Genomic DNA, 14951 nt, shown 5'->3' with positions numbered 1-14951 from the left:
TGAAAAATTCATTAACTTTTTTGTATATTCAACATTCTTACAAATTTTGTCGGAGCATTCAAAGTAAACTTAACATCTGAAACTATAATAGAAGCACCATTATTATCAAAGTTCTTTTCTAACCAATCTGAAATTTTACTTGGATTGCTTCCTTCATAAGGAATGCTGGATATATATTTAATAAATGGTTTAACAGCAATTATCTTTTTTTCAGAATCCATACCATTAAGACTAGCTGTAGCGCGCACTTCTAAAACTGGATTTTCGTTATCTCCATACACATCTACTATATAATCAATACCTGAATCAGAGTTTTTACAGTTAATTATATTACCATATTCAGCTGAATGATTTTTAGTTATTTGATACCCTTTTTTTTCTAAATTCATATAGATATCAACTGGCATAAGCCCTTTTATAGCTTTGTCATTAACATTGATTTCTGATTCTTCTTGAGTTTCTTCCCTTTTACTTTTTCCTTTTTGATATTCATTGTATTTGCCAAACGCAAATAACACTATGGCTACTAACACAATTACAGTCCATTTTTTAGATATATTCATAACTATTTGTTTTAATTAGAATGTAAAGTAATTAAAATATGAGCTTAAAAACAAAAAAACTAAAACAAACTAAGTTGATTGGCTGGATTTTCTTTAGGAACACTCATCCCTTTGATGTTCATCCATTGACGGTACGAAAGGTAAATATTATGTTTCGGGAAGATTTGATTTATAATTTTAGTGTCGGGTACATCTTCATGTTTATGCGCATTGTAAACCGCTATGATATAGCGGGCACGCTTGAAGTAATTGTTTTTATTGTACGCCATTTTACAAAAATAGACCTAAAAAGAATATCGGTCAAGGCGACTTTTAAGCACAAAAAAAGCTACTGAAAAATCAGTAGCTTTCTGTTAATATAATCAGTGCAAAAATTATCCCTACAGTAACTATAGTTCCCACCATCATCCCATTAAAAAAGGATTGATGTTTTTCTATTTTTAAAAGTTCTGGAGTCATTAGTATTTTTTTGTAGTCCAGTGAATAATTTTACCGTCGTAGTCTTTATTGAAATATTTGAAAAAATCTTCAATCGTATCAAAACCGTCGTTTTGAGCTAGTTCTAACATTTGGGGATGATTAATACCAGCCATATCAAAATAGAGCTTATCGTCTATCCAAACGACGGGGCGCAATTCCCCTTTTGGAATGGTTAAAATATGCTTGATCACTATTTTTTGTGTACTTATTACAGGAATTTCAGGCGCAAATTTGAAAAAATCACCTGCCCAAAATTCGATTGTTACACCTTTGTTCCATAGGTTTTCAATATCCCTTCTTATCGTGTGAATTTTTGGTGGTAAGATGTCTTTTGCTCTAAAGTTATATCCTACGAGATAATGTGTTTGGGGACACAAACCTGCAATCATGTACACTTCTTTTATTCTAAAACTTTTATGAATACGCTCTATGAAATAATTAGGCTTCCCGTTTATTGTAGTATTAAATTTTAGTTTCATCTTAAATCACATTTAAAACAGGATAAACATCTAGGTAAATAACGTCTTCAATATAGAAAGATATTGCCCCTTTTCCTGCTTTGTCAAATTCCTTTAGTTCTGGATGCTTGGCTCTTCCCATATAGCTATTTACGGCTTGTTCAAAATGTTTTTTTATAACTTTCTTTGCCGTTGCTAAATCTGACACCAGGGAGAAGTTTAATTCCTTCAACTCGTTCAGACAAATCTCTTGAATTTTGTTTTTTGTAGTATAGGTTCTTGAAACCTTTATGAAATATTGTGACATATATCGCCTTTTGTTATTTTGAATAATGTATAAAAAATCCTACCCTCGTTTCATCGTAACCTATCTCTTTCAGTTTTTTGATAAGTTCCCACATTGATTCTTGAACTAGTTTATGAGCTTCACTTTGTGTCTCCGAAGGGGGTAATTTATCAATAAAATTTACCGTTTCGTGGGTCATAAAAGACTCGTGACCTACGTAGTCTTTTCTTGGTTTTTTTGTTCTAAAAATTAGTTTTGCCATATCTTTTTTATTTTTAAATTACTTATCCCACCATCTTTGATTTATAAAAACCTCCGCATAAGGAAAGGCAGTACCTTCTTTAGCCTTTAGTTTTTTGTATTCGGGTAGGTTCATTAATAGCTTAATCTTTTCGCTTTCTTTGAGTTTTCCCCATTTGTCACGGGCTATTTTCTTTTTACTTAGAGCATTGTAAGGATAAAGCTTCCAAAACACCTCGAACTCAATATTCGGCTCTCCAACTTCTATTTGAACGTGTTTATATTCAGTTTTCCAATTTTTTATATGACTTTCTTTCCAAGGAAATTTGCCCTTTAAGTATAAAAACTCTTCTTGCTTTTCGCTTAATTCTCCATCGAGTGCTTTAAAAGCAATTAAAACACCTTTTAAATTGTATTTAAATTGCCATATTTCACCCGACGGCATTTTGACACTGTATATAGTTGTGAGTTGTTCCATTTAAGCTAATTTTTGATTTAAAAAGTCTTTAATATCGTTTAAATGCTTTTTTGCAAGAAAACAGTTGACCGTAAAAATTAAATTGATAATTAACTGTTCTAAAGCATAGGCTTGGTGATATTTTAACGTAATCGTATTTTTTTTTGAGTCTATAAAAACAGTTTGGTTTTCAATTGCTGTATTTTTTGCTTTTTGAAATTTAGGCAATGTTTCAAAAATTATACTTTGCACCAATTTTGCCTCTTTCGTCATAGGTTGGGCTTCAATCATTTGACACATTAGTTTTATAATAGCTACATTCGCATCGTAGTTTATTTTAAGTATTATTCTCATCAGTCAATTGTTTTATTTGAAATTCAATTTGCTCTCTTAATATCTCCGAATGTGTTTTTTTTCTTGCAGTAAAAGAAATAAAATAGGTTAAGCTCATTGGAAGGTCGTCTTTATAAACCATTGGTGTACTACAACTAACCAAGTTTTTTTCCTCTATATAAGAGGAAAATATTTTTTGTAATTCTATTAGATGTAATTCAAATTGTGAAGTATGTTTTATTATAAATTCCTGTATATCGCTCATCTGCAGTCTGTTTTAGGTTCGGTTAATAAAGCACCGCAATCAAGGCATTTTACGGCGGTGGTTTCGCAGGAGCAAAATGCTTTAAGTACTTTTATTATGGTGCGCTTGTGCTTGCAGTTTTTTAAATGCTCATTTTCCATACCGCTACTCCTTCAAGGGCAACAATGATTTTAGTCACTTCTTCCTTGGTCATTTTGTTGAGTGGTTTTTGAACAGGTGATCGTTTGGAATGCAGAAAATGGCAAAACCACCCTTTCATATCTGCTACTTCGCCCCAGCGATGGTGTTTTATCGTAATATTTGCGGTACGCAATACGGATAGTATTTTTACGTGCTGAGGGTTTTTAGGGTCAAAATTACCCCAGTTCGCCTCGTGTGAGGATTCTTGTGGTTGTGCTTGTTTGTGTCCATCAAATTTCCTCATTATTTTGGTAGCTTGCGCTTGAGTTAGTTTGTTAATTGAGCTGGTCGCTCCATTGGTCGCTTGAAGGATTAATTTGTCCTTAAACGCCATATCGTAATTACAAAGTTTAAGAATGCTCTTTTTTTGATGGTCAGTTATTTGACCATTCGGGTCATACACAGGTTTTACTTTTGTTGTCATCTTTTCAAAATATATTTTATGGGTTTTACTTCTTTTCTTTTTTTAGAAAGTTCCAAGGCTTTTTGTCTTGCGAGTTTCATTTCGTCAAATATGGTAGTTAGCAGAAATAATTTATCCCTGCCACCACACCGTTCTAATCGGCATTTTGCAATTCCCATTCTTTGATATACTCTTTCACTTTAGCAACTATCTTTTGCCAGTTGTCATCATCTTCAAGTAAGTCATTGAATGAATCGCTTAACTCCGATGAAATTTCAGTCATACCATAAGAAGGATAATCACCATCTAATTTATTGGTTGAAATGTAAGCGATTCCTTCTTCACCAAAGAATGTGAAATAGCAAACTACTGCTAATAATTTGTCGCCTTGAACATTGTTTTCGTCAATGCTTGTTAATTGTAAGTTTTTCGTTAATTGTAACATTGTTTTTATTTTTTATGTTGTGAGCATCCCACGCTCGAAAGGGATAAATTACATCTGCTAACATTGGTTTTACGCAAGTGGGGGTTAGCGTTTAAACCCAGCTTACGTGCTTTTAATAATCTTTTGTGCAAGTTGAAAGTTTATCATTCTAAAGCCCCACCTGCGTAAAGCCAAGGAACGTTCCGTCAGTTGGTTTGTTTTTTGGTTTACCTAGTCGCATTTTTTTTATTTCTTAGAATAAGGAGTAATTTGAATTAATAAAAAGGCGGGTATAAACCACCATACTGATTCGTTAAGAATAAATACCACATATCCAGTTAGTGAACAAATAACGACTACATAGATGTAGTAAATTAGTACTGTAAGATTATTCATGTTTACTTATTTTTAAAATTTAGTTCCCAAGGCAGGATTCGAACCTGCATCATTAAGTTTTTCCATTTAAACTACTTGGGGTCACCAATCAACCAAAAAACTCAAATCTTATAGGTTGCCCTAGTGTGTTTCTTAAAAGCTTTATTTTCTATCCGTACGTTTGTATAACTCGAAGGCTTTACGTTCCTGTGTGGTTAGTTCTACGGGCGAAAACCAATGGTTATAACTGTTTTTATACACTTCTTTGCCATTTACTAAATAGCTTTCGTGGTCGGTTTTGGGTTCAATTACAATGCTCATACTATAAACTTGAAAAATTTAAGATTACATTTTCCCACTTTCCACTTTCGTTTTTAAACTTGAACTCGTAGCCATAGCCTTTTAAGTGATTGCTAAAGCTTTCTTTTATCAATCGCAAGCCTTCTTTCCATCGTGGGTCGTTAAACTTGTCCTCGTGCTTGTATAAGTCCATTACACGCTTGTACTCGAGGTCGCCGTTTTCGTTACGCTCTAAAAAACTCATTAGAATTTCGTACATATCCAAGTCACGTTTTTTTATGGAATCACTTAAAAAGTCTTTTATTAATTCCACGGCTTTGTTAGAGCGTTCATCCCACACAGGCTCGGTATCTCTACGGCGGGTTACTTTAACGCTGTCGTTTGTGTCCGATATAGAAAAACCACCTTTACTATTTCCCCTGATTTTGCCATAATTAGCCAGCTTATTAGCTTGGTCTTCCATTTCTATATGACAATATTGTTTGAACTCGCTGAGTTCTTTAAAAAAAGCTTTTGCCGTTCTGACCATCGTTTGCGCTTTTTCGTCTCGCTCCCTTTCGTAGGTTTCTTTTTCTTTAGCTAATTGTTTAGCCTCTTTGTCTTTCTTTTTTTTCAAAAAGGCTTCCAGTTCTGCTACTGACATCTTACTGATGTCTATTGTTCCTTCTGTGTTCATGGTTAAATCTATTCGTCTATAAAATCAATAAAATTCAAAGGAATCCAGTCAATGCTATCTACTAAGTGTAGCACTTCTTTAATTTTTTTCTCAATACTTGCAGGTACAGGTCGAGGTTCTTGTTCTGTGTTTTGTAGCAGTTGCAAGAGTTGTCCTCGTTCCTGATTGATAACTATGCGTTCGCCTGTGGTGAACTTAGATTGGTATTGCGAGTGGAACTGTAATACCAAGTAAAGCACTTTTAATCGTTGTTTAATTTCGTTCGGATTCATTATTAGTTAAGTGTTAAAAAATCAGGTTCAAGTCGTACACATCCTATTTGGTACATACACCGCTCATTTACGGGAGGTCTTTTCTTAGCTAATTGGAGTAATGACTTTGGGAAAATGCTAAATAGTTTGACCACACTTTTGTCATAAGCTTGAATATAGTCTGTAGTACTTGCATTGCTATAGCCTTTTATATCTTCTAAAAAAGTTAGCTCGCATTTTTTCATTTCCATATTGTACCAATTTTTAATAAGCGAGTTGGCTATTACTTTTTGAAAGTCTCTAGTATTACTGGTTACACTTTCACACCAGCCTATATAGCGTTCAAAATCTTGTTCTTGGTATTTTTGTGGCGTTATGCCAAGTAGCTTGTGAATGTTGTTTGTTGTTTGCATTTTTATTCATTTTCTATTGTACCTCTTACTTTTTCGTAACCTTCTTTCCAACTTATAAAGTGTCCACCGTTAGGTCCTATGGTTCGCCCTTTGCAAGATGCTAAGTAACCGTTTACAAAAATTTTCATTTTAGCATCATACTGCACTCTCGTTTCTAGTTCGCTCCTCGGATTAGCTCCCTTAGCGTGAGCGGTGAAAATGAATATTTTACTAGGAAATTGTTTTTTTAATTTTATGTATTGATCAAATGTTTTAATGAAATAAGGTAGGCTATCAATTATAATTACTTCTGGATTATAACTTTTCTTTGCTTTTTTCAGAAAGTTTACCAAGTCTTCATAACCGTGACGTTGCATTTTGAATTTATCCTTAACATCATTCATCCCTACATTTTTTACTCGATTTATAAAATCAGTATCGGAGGTTTCTTCTTCAAGCACGTTGTAAAGTACTTTTTTTGTTTTTGCGAGCTCTTTTGCGAGCTGCATAACAAAGTAGCTCTTACCACCTCCCGAACTTCCCCAAACTAACCAAACCCCTTTGTCTTGTGGTTCTCCAAAAGCTTCATACCATTCGCCTTCAAGTTTAATTGTTTTAAAATTTTGAGCTAAAACATCTGAAAGCGGGATAATACTTTTTTGCTTTTTCGCTTTTTTTTCTTGTTTTATTTCCGATGCTTTTGCAATTACATCTGTAGGTTGCATTAGGGTATTTTCCATTATAAAAACATTGTTTTTGGTATATTTAAAACTTTACGAACAAAATCTTCCGTTAGAGGCTCACCTGTTCTATCAGCCTCACGCATGGCTGGAACTAAGGCATCATGTAATTCTCCATAATTTTCACAATTACGCTGTAAAAAGGTTTTTAAATCTTTATCTTCAATTTCATTTAAAAACAGTTTAAAAGAAGTATCGATACTCGGTAGTACTCTAACTCTAAATTTTAAACGACGGTAAAACTGGCGCATTCCTTCCTTTTTCCTTTTTCGCATTTTATCTAGCTTATCTAGTAGTTCATCTGTGCCAATGAGTATAATAGAGCACTCTTTCAACAAGTCATCGTAAAGTTCTTTCATCATACACAAAGTAGCTTGTTTCATATACTCACACTCATCAAAAATTAACATAGGCTTATAACCTTCGAACTTTAGCTTTTTAAAATATTTTACAATCGAACTAATGTTTTTTGATTTGGTTTTAGAAATAGGAATTTTTGTTACCTCTAAGATTTTATCAATCAGATCCGAAAGGTTATCGCTAGAGCCTACTTTGATAATAAACATATATTGAGGGTTCGCATCTGCAAACCATTGAGCTGTATAGCTTTTACCGCATCCTGTTTCGCCTATAATTACATTGGTCAAACCATAAAATTTAGCATCTTCCAAAACCGCTAGCATAGCTGTGGTTTGATTTGTAAACTGTCTTTTCCAGTAATTTTTTTCAAGTTCAAATCCTATATTTTTGGCAACTGCTATAAACCATTTTTCTTTAATTTCTGTCTTACCTACTTTAAAGCTTCGGTTGCGCATGTTAGTGATGTAGGATTCGTTAATTCCTGTTTTTTCAACAAATACATTTGCTGATATATCATATTTGCTTAAATATGCTTCTAGTGCGTTTACTATTGTGTTTTTTTGTTCTGTTGTCATTAGTATTGTGCGTATTTGGTTAGGTCAATTTTCTCTTTTATGTATTCGTTTTGCTCTTCAAGCCACGTTTTTTCTTCTTTTTTGGCTTTTTCTTTTTCTTGTTTTAGCATCACTTTTTCTGCTTTTACTTGTAGCATTCTTTCTTTATTTTGTGTGTCTTTGTGCTGTCCTCTACTATCTACTAGTAAATGTTTTGCTAGTGTGTCGTTTAATAAAGGATTTTCAAAAACCGACTTTAAGGTTTCAATATTTTCCTGACGTTTCTCAATAATGTATGTTGTGGTTTTTTCATTAAACTCTTTTATCCTTAATCTTTGAGCTGTATCGTTTTCAGACTGTTCTGCAAGTGCCATAGGTTGAATGTATTTTTGTTCCAATTCAAATCGGTAATCTCCCTCTGGGCTCAGTGCTATGGCTTCCTCTAAATTGTGAGGATTATAGAGAATCTTCCAGTCCAAATGCGCTTTTTTTCTCATACTCATATCGAAACAATCATAAAATACTGGACTGCCATTTATTTTTAATCGTATTCCTTCTCCAGTTAATCTGTTTGTCCCTCCTGTAGTGCTTCCTAATGCCATTAAGAAACTTTCCTTTTCAAACGGAAGCCTTAGTTCATCTTCGACAGCATTCCATTGTTGTAAATATTCTTTTTGTTTTTTGGATCGTTCTGCCGAAATGATAGACTCTAATTGCATACGGCAACCTGCTTCATCAGGAAAGGAGTGACGAATTTTGTTTAAATATTCATCGTTAGGTTGCTTTTTACTTCCACTTTCAACCCCAAATCCGCTCCAATTTTCAAACATTTGACAATATTTTTTATTTATGTGAGCGAAGTAGGGTTCAATGACTTTTGCTTTTGCATTACCCACTTTTGCTGGGGTAAAATATTTGGTACAGGCTTCATACATTGGTTTTAATTTCTTCATCTGATAGTTGTCTGACTGTAATTGTACAGGTTTGAAATACTGACCAAATAACTCCTTTGTATGCATTACCGCATTAAGCATTGCTTCCTTTATTAATTCAGAAGATTCTTGCTGACCTATGGCATAACCTACAGGATATTTGTTAAAAGGGTCAAGTACTACAACAATTGTCAATCGATTGTGATATGTAGTTGTTGAATATCCTTTATTATCTACCGTTGTTTTTTGATATAAAAGCTCAGCCATCCATCCATCGAGTGTCCAGTAAAGCATTGGTTTAGTAGGCTTACTTCGTTTGTTTTGCATTAGAATATTATTACTCAATGCTTTTGTTCCTTTTCGACCTGCATAAGTGGTTAGATTGCTTAATTTTCTTCTGTTACCTACTGTTTGAGCTGTTATTAACTTCCATTCTAAACGTTCTGCTAATGCGTTGTATATTTCTGATATAGTTTGATTTTCAAAATTGTTATGTTTTGAAATCAATTCATCTAGCAATGCCATTTGCTCTCTTGATTTTACCTTGATCGCATTTTTGGTTGTTAATTTGCCCGAAATAAGCGAAGCATATCCATTTTTTTGGTATTCTCTAATTTTACGTCTTAGTCCATGACTTGAAGTAGGTAAATTATGTGTAATTTCTCTAAACGCATTTACATCATTACTTAAGGTTTCCCAAATATCAACTCCTTGTACTTGCCTTGCTTTATTACCGTATTTTCTTTGTTCTTTTATTTTAATTACTGTGTTTAATACAGAAGCATTATTTGTGTACAAGTCTATATCTTTGCTTTTCAGTTTTTTGTTATCTTCACCGTAGGTGTGTTTTTCAAAAAACTGCCTAGCGTATGAATCAGGCATATAAGCACTTGCAAACCAATTTTTCTTAACCTCTTTTTCAGGTTCTCCAAAAGTTAGTATTAGAATATCTTTAGTGCGTCTGTCCAAACTTTCGAATACTACTAATGCATCTTTACCATAGCATCCACGACGTAGCTCTTCTTCTTGTGAACTAAATCTATCTAGTCTTTGTCTTAAAGCTCTATAGGTAAAAAGACAAAGACTATCCTCATGTTTATTTCTATCAGCAATTAAGTACTTGAGCTTTACGCCCAGTTTGTTATCGTGGTATTCGTATGGGGTTTCTTTTTCCATTTGAATTTTAGTTTTTGTTCCCGCCGTGGTGTCGAAACCACGCTAATGCCGTGGCGGGATTTTTACTATATTTGAGGTGTCTAATCAAAAAATATAGTAATATGATTGCTGTTCGTTCTTCTGTTATTAGTGCTATTGGCTATGATTCCGAAAATTCTGTTTTATATGTAAAATTTAAGTCTGGTATGCTCTATAAATATCATCGTGTACCCGAGTATGTTTTTAAAGACTTCTTAAATGCACGTTCGAAAGGTTCGTTTTTTAGCCTTAGGATAAGGGATGAGTACCGAGTTTCTTAATCTTAAAAGCATTTTTCCTAATCCATTTGTGATTTACTTTTGAGGGTTTTTGGTCAATAGCCCAAAGCCCTACCGTAGTAGCTTCGTGATAACGAAGCCTTTTTATTTCGTTAATCATTTCACTTAAATCGCTTACCTTTATTAATACTTCTATTTCTTTGTGTTCAGGTTGCTCATTAAGTGCTTGATGATTATCAGCTTGTGAGGGATGAGTAATAGAGATATTATCTATTAACTTATCAATATTTATAATAACTGTCTGTTCCATTGTCTGTATATAATAAGGTTTTAAAGCTCTTTTAATTCAGAGGCAAACAAGTCGTGTAGTTCCTGAATGAGCGTGGTTGCCTCTTTTAGTTGTTTGTTCTTGCGCTCAAGTTCCTTTTGTAAGGCTTCTATTTGCGCTCGGTACTGTGCGTTTAGGTCGTTCATTACTGGTATTTTAATTGATTAATCATTTCGGTGATTTCAATATTTTGATTTTGCTTGTTACTCATTGCCTTGTTAAATAAAGCCTCTACCATTTTAGAGTTAAAGTGTTTTCGCCTTACTACATTTCTAACCATTTCGTAACTCCAGTCATTACTTATTGCTACTTGCTTAATATCGCCTTGCAAAAGATTATTTCTGATAAGAAGTAATAGCTCATCACGCTTTTTGTTTCTTTCTTCAATTACTGAAACCGACGGCGTTGCTGATAGCTGTGGAGCGAGTGCCTTTTTTTCGACCGCTATAAAGTAGCGACGTGCCTCACGACCTTTGTCTGTCTTTTCCACCATACTCAACTCCTTAGCCATATCTAAAGTGATAGCATATTCTTTTCGGTTGTGTCCTCCTCTTTCTTTTTGCTTCCCAAGATTGGGAAGCAAAACAAAATCTACATCTTCAACGAATCCGTATTCTTCAATTCTTCTTTCAATCCACATTGTAAATTTTGTTTCTACTTCTAAAAATTGGTGTAAATCCCTTGCTGAAACTACTGAGGTTCCGTTTTGGTTGGTAATGTTAATTAGTTGATTCATATTGATGGTTTTTAAAGTCATTTATAAGTTGTTCACGCTGACATACAATGATGTATAAGGCTCTGTAAGTTCTTTCATCCTTGCGTGATATGCGCATACGAATTGCATCGGTGGTCATGTTGAACATCTTAGATAAGGTGTACACATCGCCTGTTTGTTTATTTTGTTCGCAAATCGTAACAATCTCCGATAATTCTACTACTTTTGTCATTGTTATAATGTTTTGATGTTGCAAATATATACAGTTTTCTGTATTTAAAAACAGCTTTTATACATTTTTTTGTAAAATTTTCTAAATGAACGACATAACTATAAGGTTTTTAGATGTTTATGATTATCTAAAAAAGGAAAAAAAAGTATACACTCCGAAAGGATTCGCAAATGAAATCGAAGTAAGTCCATCTTTAATTACAGAAATCTGTAAAAAAAGAACTAATGCGGGTATAACTCCGATACAAAACACACTGATTCGATTTGAAGAGATTGACGCTAATTGGTTATTAACTGGTAAAGGCGAAATGCTCAAAATTACTAACGAAGTCAAAGTAGCACAACCTGACTCATCACTAGTTGTTGGATTACTTAATGATAAAATCAAACTATTGGAAAAGAATTCGGAAATGAGTGAAAAGCAAATCGCATTTTTAGAATCCGAGGTTGCTCGTTTAAAACAAGAGCTAGCCAGTTCATCAGGGTCAGGACAGTCCAGAGTGGCAGGATAAAGTGCCAAGGCACTGGGTTGTGCATAAAAACGAGGTGCTGGAGGAGGTGTAAAATACCTAAAACGCTAATAAAAGAAGGTGTGAAAAAAGGCTTAAAATCGTTATTTTATTGAAATTCAAAAACATAACACTTATAGCTATCTTTTTTTATTGCAATTATAGGGGGGTTAAGTGGCTATTTTTACGCCTTAACTATGGTTTTTAATACTAGGGTATAGGGTGTAAGTCGTGTTTTTAAATCTTATTTTTGTTCACCCAACTGTTCACCCAACTGTTCATCCATTGCAAAAAAACAGGTAAAATACAAAAAGTCGTATTTCTTGTAAAATCGCATTTAAATTGGTTTTAAAAAGGGTTTTTAGCGTGGTGGTGTGTTAGGGTATTTATAGCTTAAAAGCTTGTATTTACAGGGTTTTAAGGGCTTTTTTTGCTATATTTGTCTTGCTAATGGTAGTGTATCATTAAAATGGTACAATATCGCATCCTCAAACGGTAGCATAACTGTAGCAAATGGTATAATCTGGGCATTTGTATTTTTCAAAAAAAAACCTCCCAACATTCGTGAGAGGCTTATTTTACAAGGGTTTTCAGGGGTTTTTATGTTTTAGTGTATTTGGGTATCTGTATTTAGGGGGGATAGTCCTCAGGTACGATGACCATTCCAAAAAAAACTCTTAAAACAAATTTGTAAAATACAACAGTTAATACCAATGGTAATAACCACCATAATGAAATAATTGATGTCATAATAAAACAATTAATTAGTTTGAATAAAATATTTCTAATAAAATTTAACCAAATGAAATAGGGGTTTATTTTTCGATTTATTACAAATAGGAATTCTTACTGCAGTAAAATTTAGAATTCTATTTTTAATTTAGTAACACCTTAGTGCCATTCTTACATTGATTAAATTTAAATACCTTAATTGTACGTTTGTTGACAAAAAAAGTTACACAAAATTGCAAAAACATTTTATATAAAAACAAATATCGAAATGACTCTCTAAAAAATAGTCATTTAAAATCTAGTTTATCTCTTCAACAACAAAAGCAATCACATTATCAATGTTATATAATTTTCTTCATCTATTCATTTCATTTGAGCTTACTTTTAATAAAAATAAAAAGATAGCTTTTAGAATTTCTTTTTATTATTACATAAAATAAATTAACATTTTTTTACCAAACATTTGTATATACAAATGTTTATTTTTTTTACATTTGCTGTATCAAATTTCTATAGAAATGAAAATAGAAGAAGAAATTAAAAGTACAGTTACCTTATCGCTAGCAAAAAGGGTACTTCTAAATCTTACGTTCACACGAAATGTTGTTGGAGATAAATTTTTAGAAATATTAAAACCTCATGACTTATCAAGTGAACAATATAATGTATTAAGAATTTTAAGAGGACAAAAAGGCAAACCTGTTAATATGGCATGTATACAAGAACGTATGTTGGCCAAAACTAGTAACACTACCCGATTGGTTGACAAATTATTAATAAAAGAACTAGTCGTTCGAAAAGTTTGTCCTGAGAACAAAAGAAAAATGGAAATTACAATTACAGAAAGAGGATTAGAAGTATTAGAGGCCTTGGATCCTTTAGTATTAGCACACGAAAATGAGTTTGCTAATAAGTTAACACCTGCTGAATTAGAAATTTTCAATGAATTATTAGAAAAATACAGAAGTTAAATAATGAGTAAATTTATTGAATACCAAAATTGGCGATATGCCACCAAAAAATTCGATTCTTCTAAAAAAGTTAGTGAATCGGATCTAAATATACTAAAAGAAGCTATTCGATTAAGTACTTCTTCTTATGGGCTTCAACCCTATAAAGTACTAATTATTGATAATCCAGAGATTCGTGAACGATTAAAACCTGCTTCTTGGAATCAGTCCCAAATAACAGATGCTTCTCATCTATTTGTTTTTGCAAACTATAGTCATTTAGATGAAACTACTATTGATGATTTTATAAAAAGAGTGAGTTTTGTTAGAGAAGTACCACAAGAACATTTAACTGGTTATAGTGCATTTATGAAAAGTAAAATTTTAGAACTAAGCACTAAAGAACAAAATATATGGACTTCTAAACAAACTTATTTAGCACTTGGTAATTTGTTAAATGCTGCTGCTGAACTAAAAATAGATGTAACTCCTATGGAAGGTTTTGAAGCCGAAAAGTACAATGAAATACTAAATCTAAATTCTCAAAATTTAAATGCCTCTTTAGTAGCTACTATAGGTTATAGACATGAGTAAGATCTTACTCAACATGATAAAAAAGTAAGAAAATCAAACGAAGAATTATTTATTAATATCTAACACTACATAAAAAATGAAAATTTTAAAATCTTTTGCTTTAGCAATACTCGTAACTTTAGGGGGCTTAACTGCCACTGCTCAAACTTCAAAAAAAGTAGACGCATCAAAAAGTAAAGTTTTATGGTTGGCAAAAAAATTTGGTGGTCAACACGATGGAGATATAAAACTAAAAGAAGGTCAATTAATTTTTAATGGAAAAGAATTAAAAGGCGGAAATTTTACAGTAGATATGACTACTATTAATACTTTGGATTTACAAGGTGAATGGAAAAACAAATTAGATGTACATCTTAAAGATGGTGACTTTTTTGCTGTAGATAAATTTCCTACCTCAACTTTAGTATTCAAAAAAATTGGTAAAAAGTCCACAAACACTTATAGTATAGAAGCTGATTTAACTATAAAAGGAATTACAAATCCTATAAAATTTGATCTAGTAACTAATAAAAATGTTGCAAATGCTACCCTAATGGTAGACCGAACTAAATACGATGTAAAATATGCTTCTAAAAACTTTGGTGCCCTAGCAGACAAAGCTATTGATGATGAATTTGAATTAAAAGTTCAATTAAAATACTAAATAAATTTTTAAATCCTAATAAAAGAGGCTATCTGAAAAAAACTCAACATATAATCTGTCATTTAACTAAAGGGAGAAATCATATTATCAACACTATGTAATTCCCCCTTTAGTCAAAATAACAAGATTTTGAACTTTTCGGATAGC

General features: G+C 32.6%; 26 protein-coding genes and 1 pseudogene. 5 read left to right on the top strand and 22 right to left on the bottom strand.

Annotated features, from left to right (window positions below; genetic code table 11):
* Nucleotides 1–11: 11 nt before the first annotated feature.
* The 18 genes from ACUXZJ_RS10810 to ACUXZJ_RS10725 all read right to left on the bottom strand — a co-directional run bounded on the left by ACUXZJ_RS10810 (nt 12) and on the right by ACUXZJ_RS10725 (nt 9845).
* Nucleotides 12–563 carry a hypothetical protein gene (locus tag ACUXZJ_RS10810; RefSeq protein WP_446194962.1) on the bottom strand — a complete coding sequence of 184 codons (552 nt, stop codon included), beginning with the start codon at nt 561–563 and terminating at the stop codon, nt 12–14.
* 59 nt (nt 564–622) lie between these two features.
* Nucleotides 623–832 (bottom strand): hypothetical protein, encoded by a 210-nt coding sequence (locus ACUXZJ_RS10805; protein WP_088418729.1) that lies wholly within the window; start codon nt 830–832, stop codon nt 623–625.
* Nucleotides 833–1021: 189 nt separating this feature from the next.
* Entirely contained in the window at nt 1022–1522 is a 501-nt protein-coding gene (locus ACUXZJ_RS10800) for a hypothetical protein (protein ID WP_446194959.1), read from the bottom strand.
* Between the two features lies 1 nt (nt 1523).
* Nucleotides 1524–1808 (bottom strand): hypothetical protein, encoded by a 285-nt coding sequence (locus ACUXZJ_RS10795; protein ID WP_446194957.1) that lies wholly within the window; start codon nt 1806–1808, stop codon nt 1524–1526.
* A 13-nt stretch (nt 1809–1821) separates the two neighbouring features.
* Nucleotides 1822–2049, bottom strand: coding sequence for a hypothetical protein (locus tag ACUXZJ_RS10790; RefSeq protein WP_446194956.1), 228 nt, complete (start codon nt 2047–2049; stop codon nt 1822–1824).
* A gap of 18 nt (nt 2050–2067) precedes the next feature.
* Nucleotides 2068–2505 (bottom strand): hypothetical protein, encoded by a 438-nt coding sequence (locus tag ACUXZJ_RS10785; RefSeq protein ID WP_446194954.1) that lies wholly within the window; start codon nt 2503–2505, stop codon nt 2068–2070.
* On the bottom strand, nt 2506–2838 hold the full coding sequence (locus ACUXZJ_RS10780; protein ID WP_446194952.1) for a hypothetical protein: 333 nt from the start codon (nt 2836–2838) through the stop codon (nt 2506–2508).
* The gene (locus ACUXZJ_RS10775; protein ID WP_446194950.1) at nt 2822–3082 is read right to left on the bottom strand and encodes a hypothetical protein; all 261 of its coding nucleotides are present in this window, start codon (nt 3080–3082) and stop codon (nt 2822–2824) included. Before ACUXZJ_RS10775 ends, ACUXZJ_RS10780 begins: the two co-directional genes overlap by 17 nt.
* 121 nt (nt 3083–3203) lie before the next feature.
* Nucleotides 3204–3686, bottom strand: a complete 483-nt coding sequence (locus ACUXZJ_RS10770) for a hypothetical protein (protein WP_446194948.1) — start codon at nt 3684–3686, stop codon at nt 3204–3206.
* 133 nt (nt 3687–3819) lie between these two features.
* Nucleotides 3820–4110 (bottom strand): hypothetical protein, encoded by a 291-nt coding sequence (locus tag ACUXZJ_RS10765; protein ID WP_446194946.1) that lies wholly within the window; start codon nt 4108–4110, stop codon nt 3820–3822.
* 225 nt (nt 4111–4335) lie between these two features.
* Nucleotides 4336–4485 carry a hypothetical protein gene (locus ACUXZJ_RS10760; RefSeq protein WP_165764122.1) on the bottom strand — a complete coding sequence of 50 codons (150 nt, stop codon included), beginning with the start codon at nt 4483–4485 and terminating at the stop codon, nt 4336–4338.
* Nucleotides 4486–4626: 141 nt separating this feature from the next.
* Nucleotides 4627–4785: a hypothetical protein gene (locus ACUXZJ_RS10755; protein ID WP_446194944.1), complete on the bottom strand. Its 159-nt coding sequence runs from the start codon at nt 4783–4785 to the stop codon at nt 4627–4629.
* A gap of 1 nt (nt 4786) precedes the next feature.
* Nucleotides 4787–5440 carry a DUF3164 family protein gene (locus ACUXZJ_RS10750; RefSeq protein WP_446194942.1) on the bottom strand — a complete coding sequence of 218 codons (654 nt, stop codon included), beginning with the start codon at nt 5438–5440 and terminating at the stop codon, nt 4787–4789.
* An 8-nt stretch (nt 5441–5448) separates the two neighbouring features.
* Nucleotides 5449–5712, bottom strand: coding sequence for a hypothetical protein (locus ACUXZJ_RS10745; RefSeq protein WP_446194940.1), 264 nt, complete (start codon nt 5710–5712; stop codon nt 5449–5451).
* Nucleotides 5713–5714: 2 nt separating this feature from the next.
* Nucleotides 5715–6104 carry a hypothetical protein gene (locus ACUXZJ_RS10740; protein WP_376777299.1) on the bottom strand — a complete coding sequence of 130 codons (390 nt, stop codon included), beginning with the start codon at nt 6102–6104 and terminating at the stop codon, nt 5715–5717.
* 2 nt (nt 6105–6106) lie between these two features.
* Complete coding sequence (locus tag ACUXZJ_RS10735; protein ID WP_088420736.1) at nt 6107–6823, bottom strand: ATP-binding protein; 717 nt, start codon at nt 6821–6823, stop codon at nt 6107–6109.
* Nucleotides 6823–7758: an ATP-binding protein gene (locus ACUXZJ_RS10730; RefSeq protein ID WP_088467032.1), complete on the bottom strand. Its 936-nt coding sequence runs from the start codon at nt 7756–7758 to the stop codon at nt 6823–6825. The genes ACUXZJ_RS10735 and ACUXZJ_RS10730 overlap by 1 nt, the downstream gene beginning before the upstream one ends.
* Nucleotides 7758–9845 carry a hypothetical protein gene (locus ACUXZJ_RS10725; protein ID WP_446194937.1) on the bottom strand — a complete coding sequence of 696 codons (2088 nt, stop codon included), beginning with the start codon at nt 9843–9845 and terminating at the stop codon, nt 7758–7760. Before ACUXZJ_RS10725 ends, ACUXZJ_RS10730 begins: the two co-directional genes overlap by 1 nt.
* A gap of 101 nt (nt 9846–9946) precedes the next feature.
* Here ACUXZJ_RS10725 and ACUXZJ_RS10720 point away from each other — a divergent pair, with 101 nt between their 5' ends.
* Nucleotides 9947–10144, top strand: coding sequence for a KTSC domain-containing protein (locus ACUXZJ_RS10720; protein ID WP_088420441.1), 198 nt, complete (start codon nt 9947–9949; stop codon nt 10142–10144).
* Here the strand turns inward: ACUXZJ_RS10720 and ACUXZJ_RS10715 are convergent.
* Genes ACUXZJ_RS10715 through ACUXZJ_RS10700 form a run of 4 tightly spaced genes read right to left on the bottom strand, consistent with a single transcriptional unit; the run spans nt 10113 to nt 11377 of the window.
* Nucleotides 10113–10412, bottom strand: coding sequence for a hypothetical protein (locus ACUXZJ_RS10715; RefSeq protein ID WP_446194935.1), 300 nt, complete (start codon nt 10410–10412; stop codon nt 10113–10115). The two genes, ACUXZJ_RS10720 and ACUXZJ_RS10715, sit on opposite strands and share 32 nt — an antisense overlap.
* Before the next feature lie 20 nt (nt 10413–10432).
* Nucleotides 10433–10576, bottom strand: coding sequence for a hypothetical protein (locus ACUXZJ_RS10710; protein ID WP_163445087.1), 144 nt, complete (start codon nt 10574–10576; stop codon nt 10433–10435).
* On the bottom strand, nt 10576–11166 hold the full coding sequence (locus tag ACUXZJ_RS10705; protein WP_446194932.1) for an antA/AntB antirepressor family protein: 591 nt from the start codon (nt 11164–11166) through the stop codon (nt 10576–10578). The genes ACUXZJ_RS10710 and ACUXZJ_RS10705 overlap by 1 nt, the downstream gene beginning before the upstream one ends.
* Complete coding sequence (locus tag ACUXZJ_RS10700) at nt 11150–11377, bottom strand: hypothetical protein (protein WP_088418506.1); 228 nt, start codon at nt 11375–11377, stop codon at nt 11150–11152. The genes ACUXZJ_RS10705 and ACUXZJ_RS10700 overlap by 17 nt, the downstream gene beginning before the upstream one ends.
* 85 nt (nt 11378–11462) lie before the next feature.
* Here ACUXZJ_RS10700 and ACUXZJ_RS10695 point away from each other — a divergent pair, with 85 nt between their 5' ends.
* The 4 genes and pseudogenes from ACUXZJ_RS10695 (at nt 11463) to ACUXZJ_RS10680 (ending at nt 14804) form a co-directional block, all read left to right on the top strand.
* Nucleotides 11463–11888, top strand: a complete 426-nt coding sequence (locus ACUXZJ_RS10695) for a hypothetical protein (protein WP_446194930.1) — start codon at nt 11463–11465, stop codon at nt 11886–11888.
* Nucleotides 11889–13135: 1247 nt separating this feature from the next.
* Nucleotides 13136–13588: a MarR family winged helix-turn-helix transcriptional regulator gene (locus ACUXZJ_RS10690; RefSeq protein WP_063743942.1), complete on the top strand. Its 453-nt coding sequence runs from the start codon at nt 13136–13138 to the stop codon at nt 13586–13588.
* A 3-nt stretch (nt 13589–13591) separates the two neighbouring features.
* Nucleotides 13592–14224 (top strand): annotated as a pseudogene (locus ACUXZJ_RS10685) (NAD(P)H-dependent oxidoreductase).
* Between the two features lie 13 nt (nt 14225–14237).
* A complete protein-coding gene (locus tag ACUXZJ_RS10680; RefSeq protein WP_060382093.1) occupies nt 14238–14804 on the top strand; it encodes a YceI family protein in 567 nt (188 codons plus the stop codon).
* Nucleotides 14805–14951: the final 147 nt, after the last annotated feature.

The organism is Flavobacterium sp. TN-1 (genome assembly GCF_052828645.1).
This window is presented reverse-complemented; position numbering and strand designations above follow the sequence as displayed.

Coding starts and splice junctions, on each gene's coding strand:
- ACUXZJ_RS10680 (WP_060382093.1), top strand. CDS start 14,238: ATGAAAATTTTAAAATCTTTTGCTTTAGCAATACTCGTAACTTTAGGG.
- ACUXZJ_RS10785 (WP_446194954.1), bottom strand. CDS start 2,505: ATGGAACAACTCACAACTATATACAGTGTCAAAATGCCGTCGGGTGAA.
- ACUXZJ_RS10775 (WP_446194950.1), bottom strand. CDS start 3,082: ATGAGCGATATACAGGAATTTATAATAAAACATACTTCACAATTTGAA.
- ACUXZJ_RS10765 (WP_446194946.1), bottom strand. CDS start 4,110: ATGTTACAATTAACGAAAAACTTACAATTAACAAGCATTGACGAAAAC.
- ACUXZJ_RS10800 (WP_446194959.1), bottom strand. CDS start 1,522: ATGAAACTAAAATTTAATACTACAATAAACGGGAAGCCTAATTATTTC.
- ACUXZJ_RS10730 (WP_088467032.1), bottom strand. CDS start 7,758: ATGACAACAGAACAAAAAAACACAATAGTAAACGCACTAGAAGCATAT.
- ACUXZJ_RS10700 (WP_088418506.1), bottom strand. CDS start 11,377: ATGACAAAAGTAGTAGAATTATCGGAGATTGTTACGATTTGCGAACAA.
- ACUXZJ_RS10790 (WP_446194956.1), bottom strand. CDS start 2,049: ATGGCAAAACTAATTTTTAGAACAAAAAAACCAAGAAAAGACTACGTA.
- ACUXZJ_RS10750 (WP_446194942.1), bottom strand. CDS start 5,440: ATGAACACAGAAGGAACAATAGACATCAGTAAGATGTCAGTAGCAGAA.
- ACUXZJ_RS10805 (WP_088418729.1), bottom strand. CDS start 832: ATGGCGTACAATAAAAACAATTACTTCAAGCGTGCCCGCTATATCATA.
- ACUXZJ_RS10755 (WP_446194944.1), bottom strand. CDS start 4,785: ATGAGCATTGTAATTGAACCCAAAACCGACCACGAAAGCTATTTAGTA.
- ACUXZJ_RS10770 (WP_446194948.1), bottom strand. CDS start 3,686: ATGACAACAAAAGTAAAACCTGTGTATGACCCGAATGGTCAAATAACT.
- ACUXZJ_RS10795 (WP_446194957.1), bottom strand. CDS start 1,808: ATGTCACAATATTTCATAAAGGTTTCAAGAACCTATACTACAAAAAAC.
- ACUXZJ_RS10690 (WP_063743942.1), top strand. CDS start 13,136: ATGAAAATAGAAGAAGAAATTAAAAGTACAGTTACCTTATCGCTAGCA.
- ACUXZJ_RS10780 (WP_446194952.1), bottom strand. CDS start 2,838: ATGAGAATAATACTTAAAATAAACTACGATGCGAATGTAGCTATTATA.
- ACUXZJ_RS10745 (WP_446194940.1), bottom strand. CDS start 5,712: ATGAATCCGAACGAAATTAAACAACGATTAAAAGTGCTTTACTTGGTA.
- ACUXZJ_RS10705 (WP_446194932.1), bottom strand. CDS start 11,166: ATGAATCAACTAATTAACATTACCAACCAAAACGGAACCTCAGTAGTT.
- ACUXZJ_RS10720 (WP_088420441.1), top strand. CDS start 9,947: ATGATTGCTGTTCGTTCTTCTGTTATTAGTGCTATTGGCTATGATTCC.
- ACUXZJ_RS10695 (WP_446194930.1), top strand. CDS start 11,463: ATGAACGACATAACTATAAGGTTTTTAGATGTTTATGATTATCTAAAA.
- ACUXZJ_RS10710 (WP_163445087.1), bottom strand. CDS start 10,576: ATGAACGACCTAAACGCACAGTACCGAGCGCAAATAGAAGCCTTACAA.
- ACUXZJ_RS10740 (WP_376777299.1), bottom strand. CDS start 6,104: ATGCAAACAACAAACAACATTCACAAGCTACTTGGCATAACGCCACAA.
- ACUXZJ_RS10715 (WP_446194935.1), bottom strand. CDS start 10,412: ATGGAACAGACAGTTATTATAAATATTGATAAGTTAATAGATAATATC.
- ACUXZJ_RS10810 (WP_446194962.1), bottom strand. CDS start 563: ATGAATATATCTAAAAAATGGACTGTAATTGTGTTAGTAGCCATAGTG.
- ACUXZJ_RS10760 (WP_165764122.1), bottom strand. CDS start 4,485: ATGAATAATCTTACAGTACTAATTTACTACATCTATGTAGTCGTTATT.
- ACUXZJ_RS10735 (WP_088420736.1), bottom strand. CDS start 6,823: ATGGAAAATACCCTAATGCAACCTACAGATGTAATTGCAAAAGCATCG.
- ACUXZJ_RS10725 (WP_446194937.1), bottom strand. CDS start 9,845: ATGGAAAAAGAAACCCCATACGAATACCACGATAACAAACTGGGCGTA.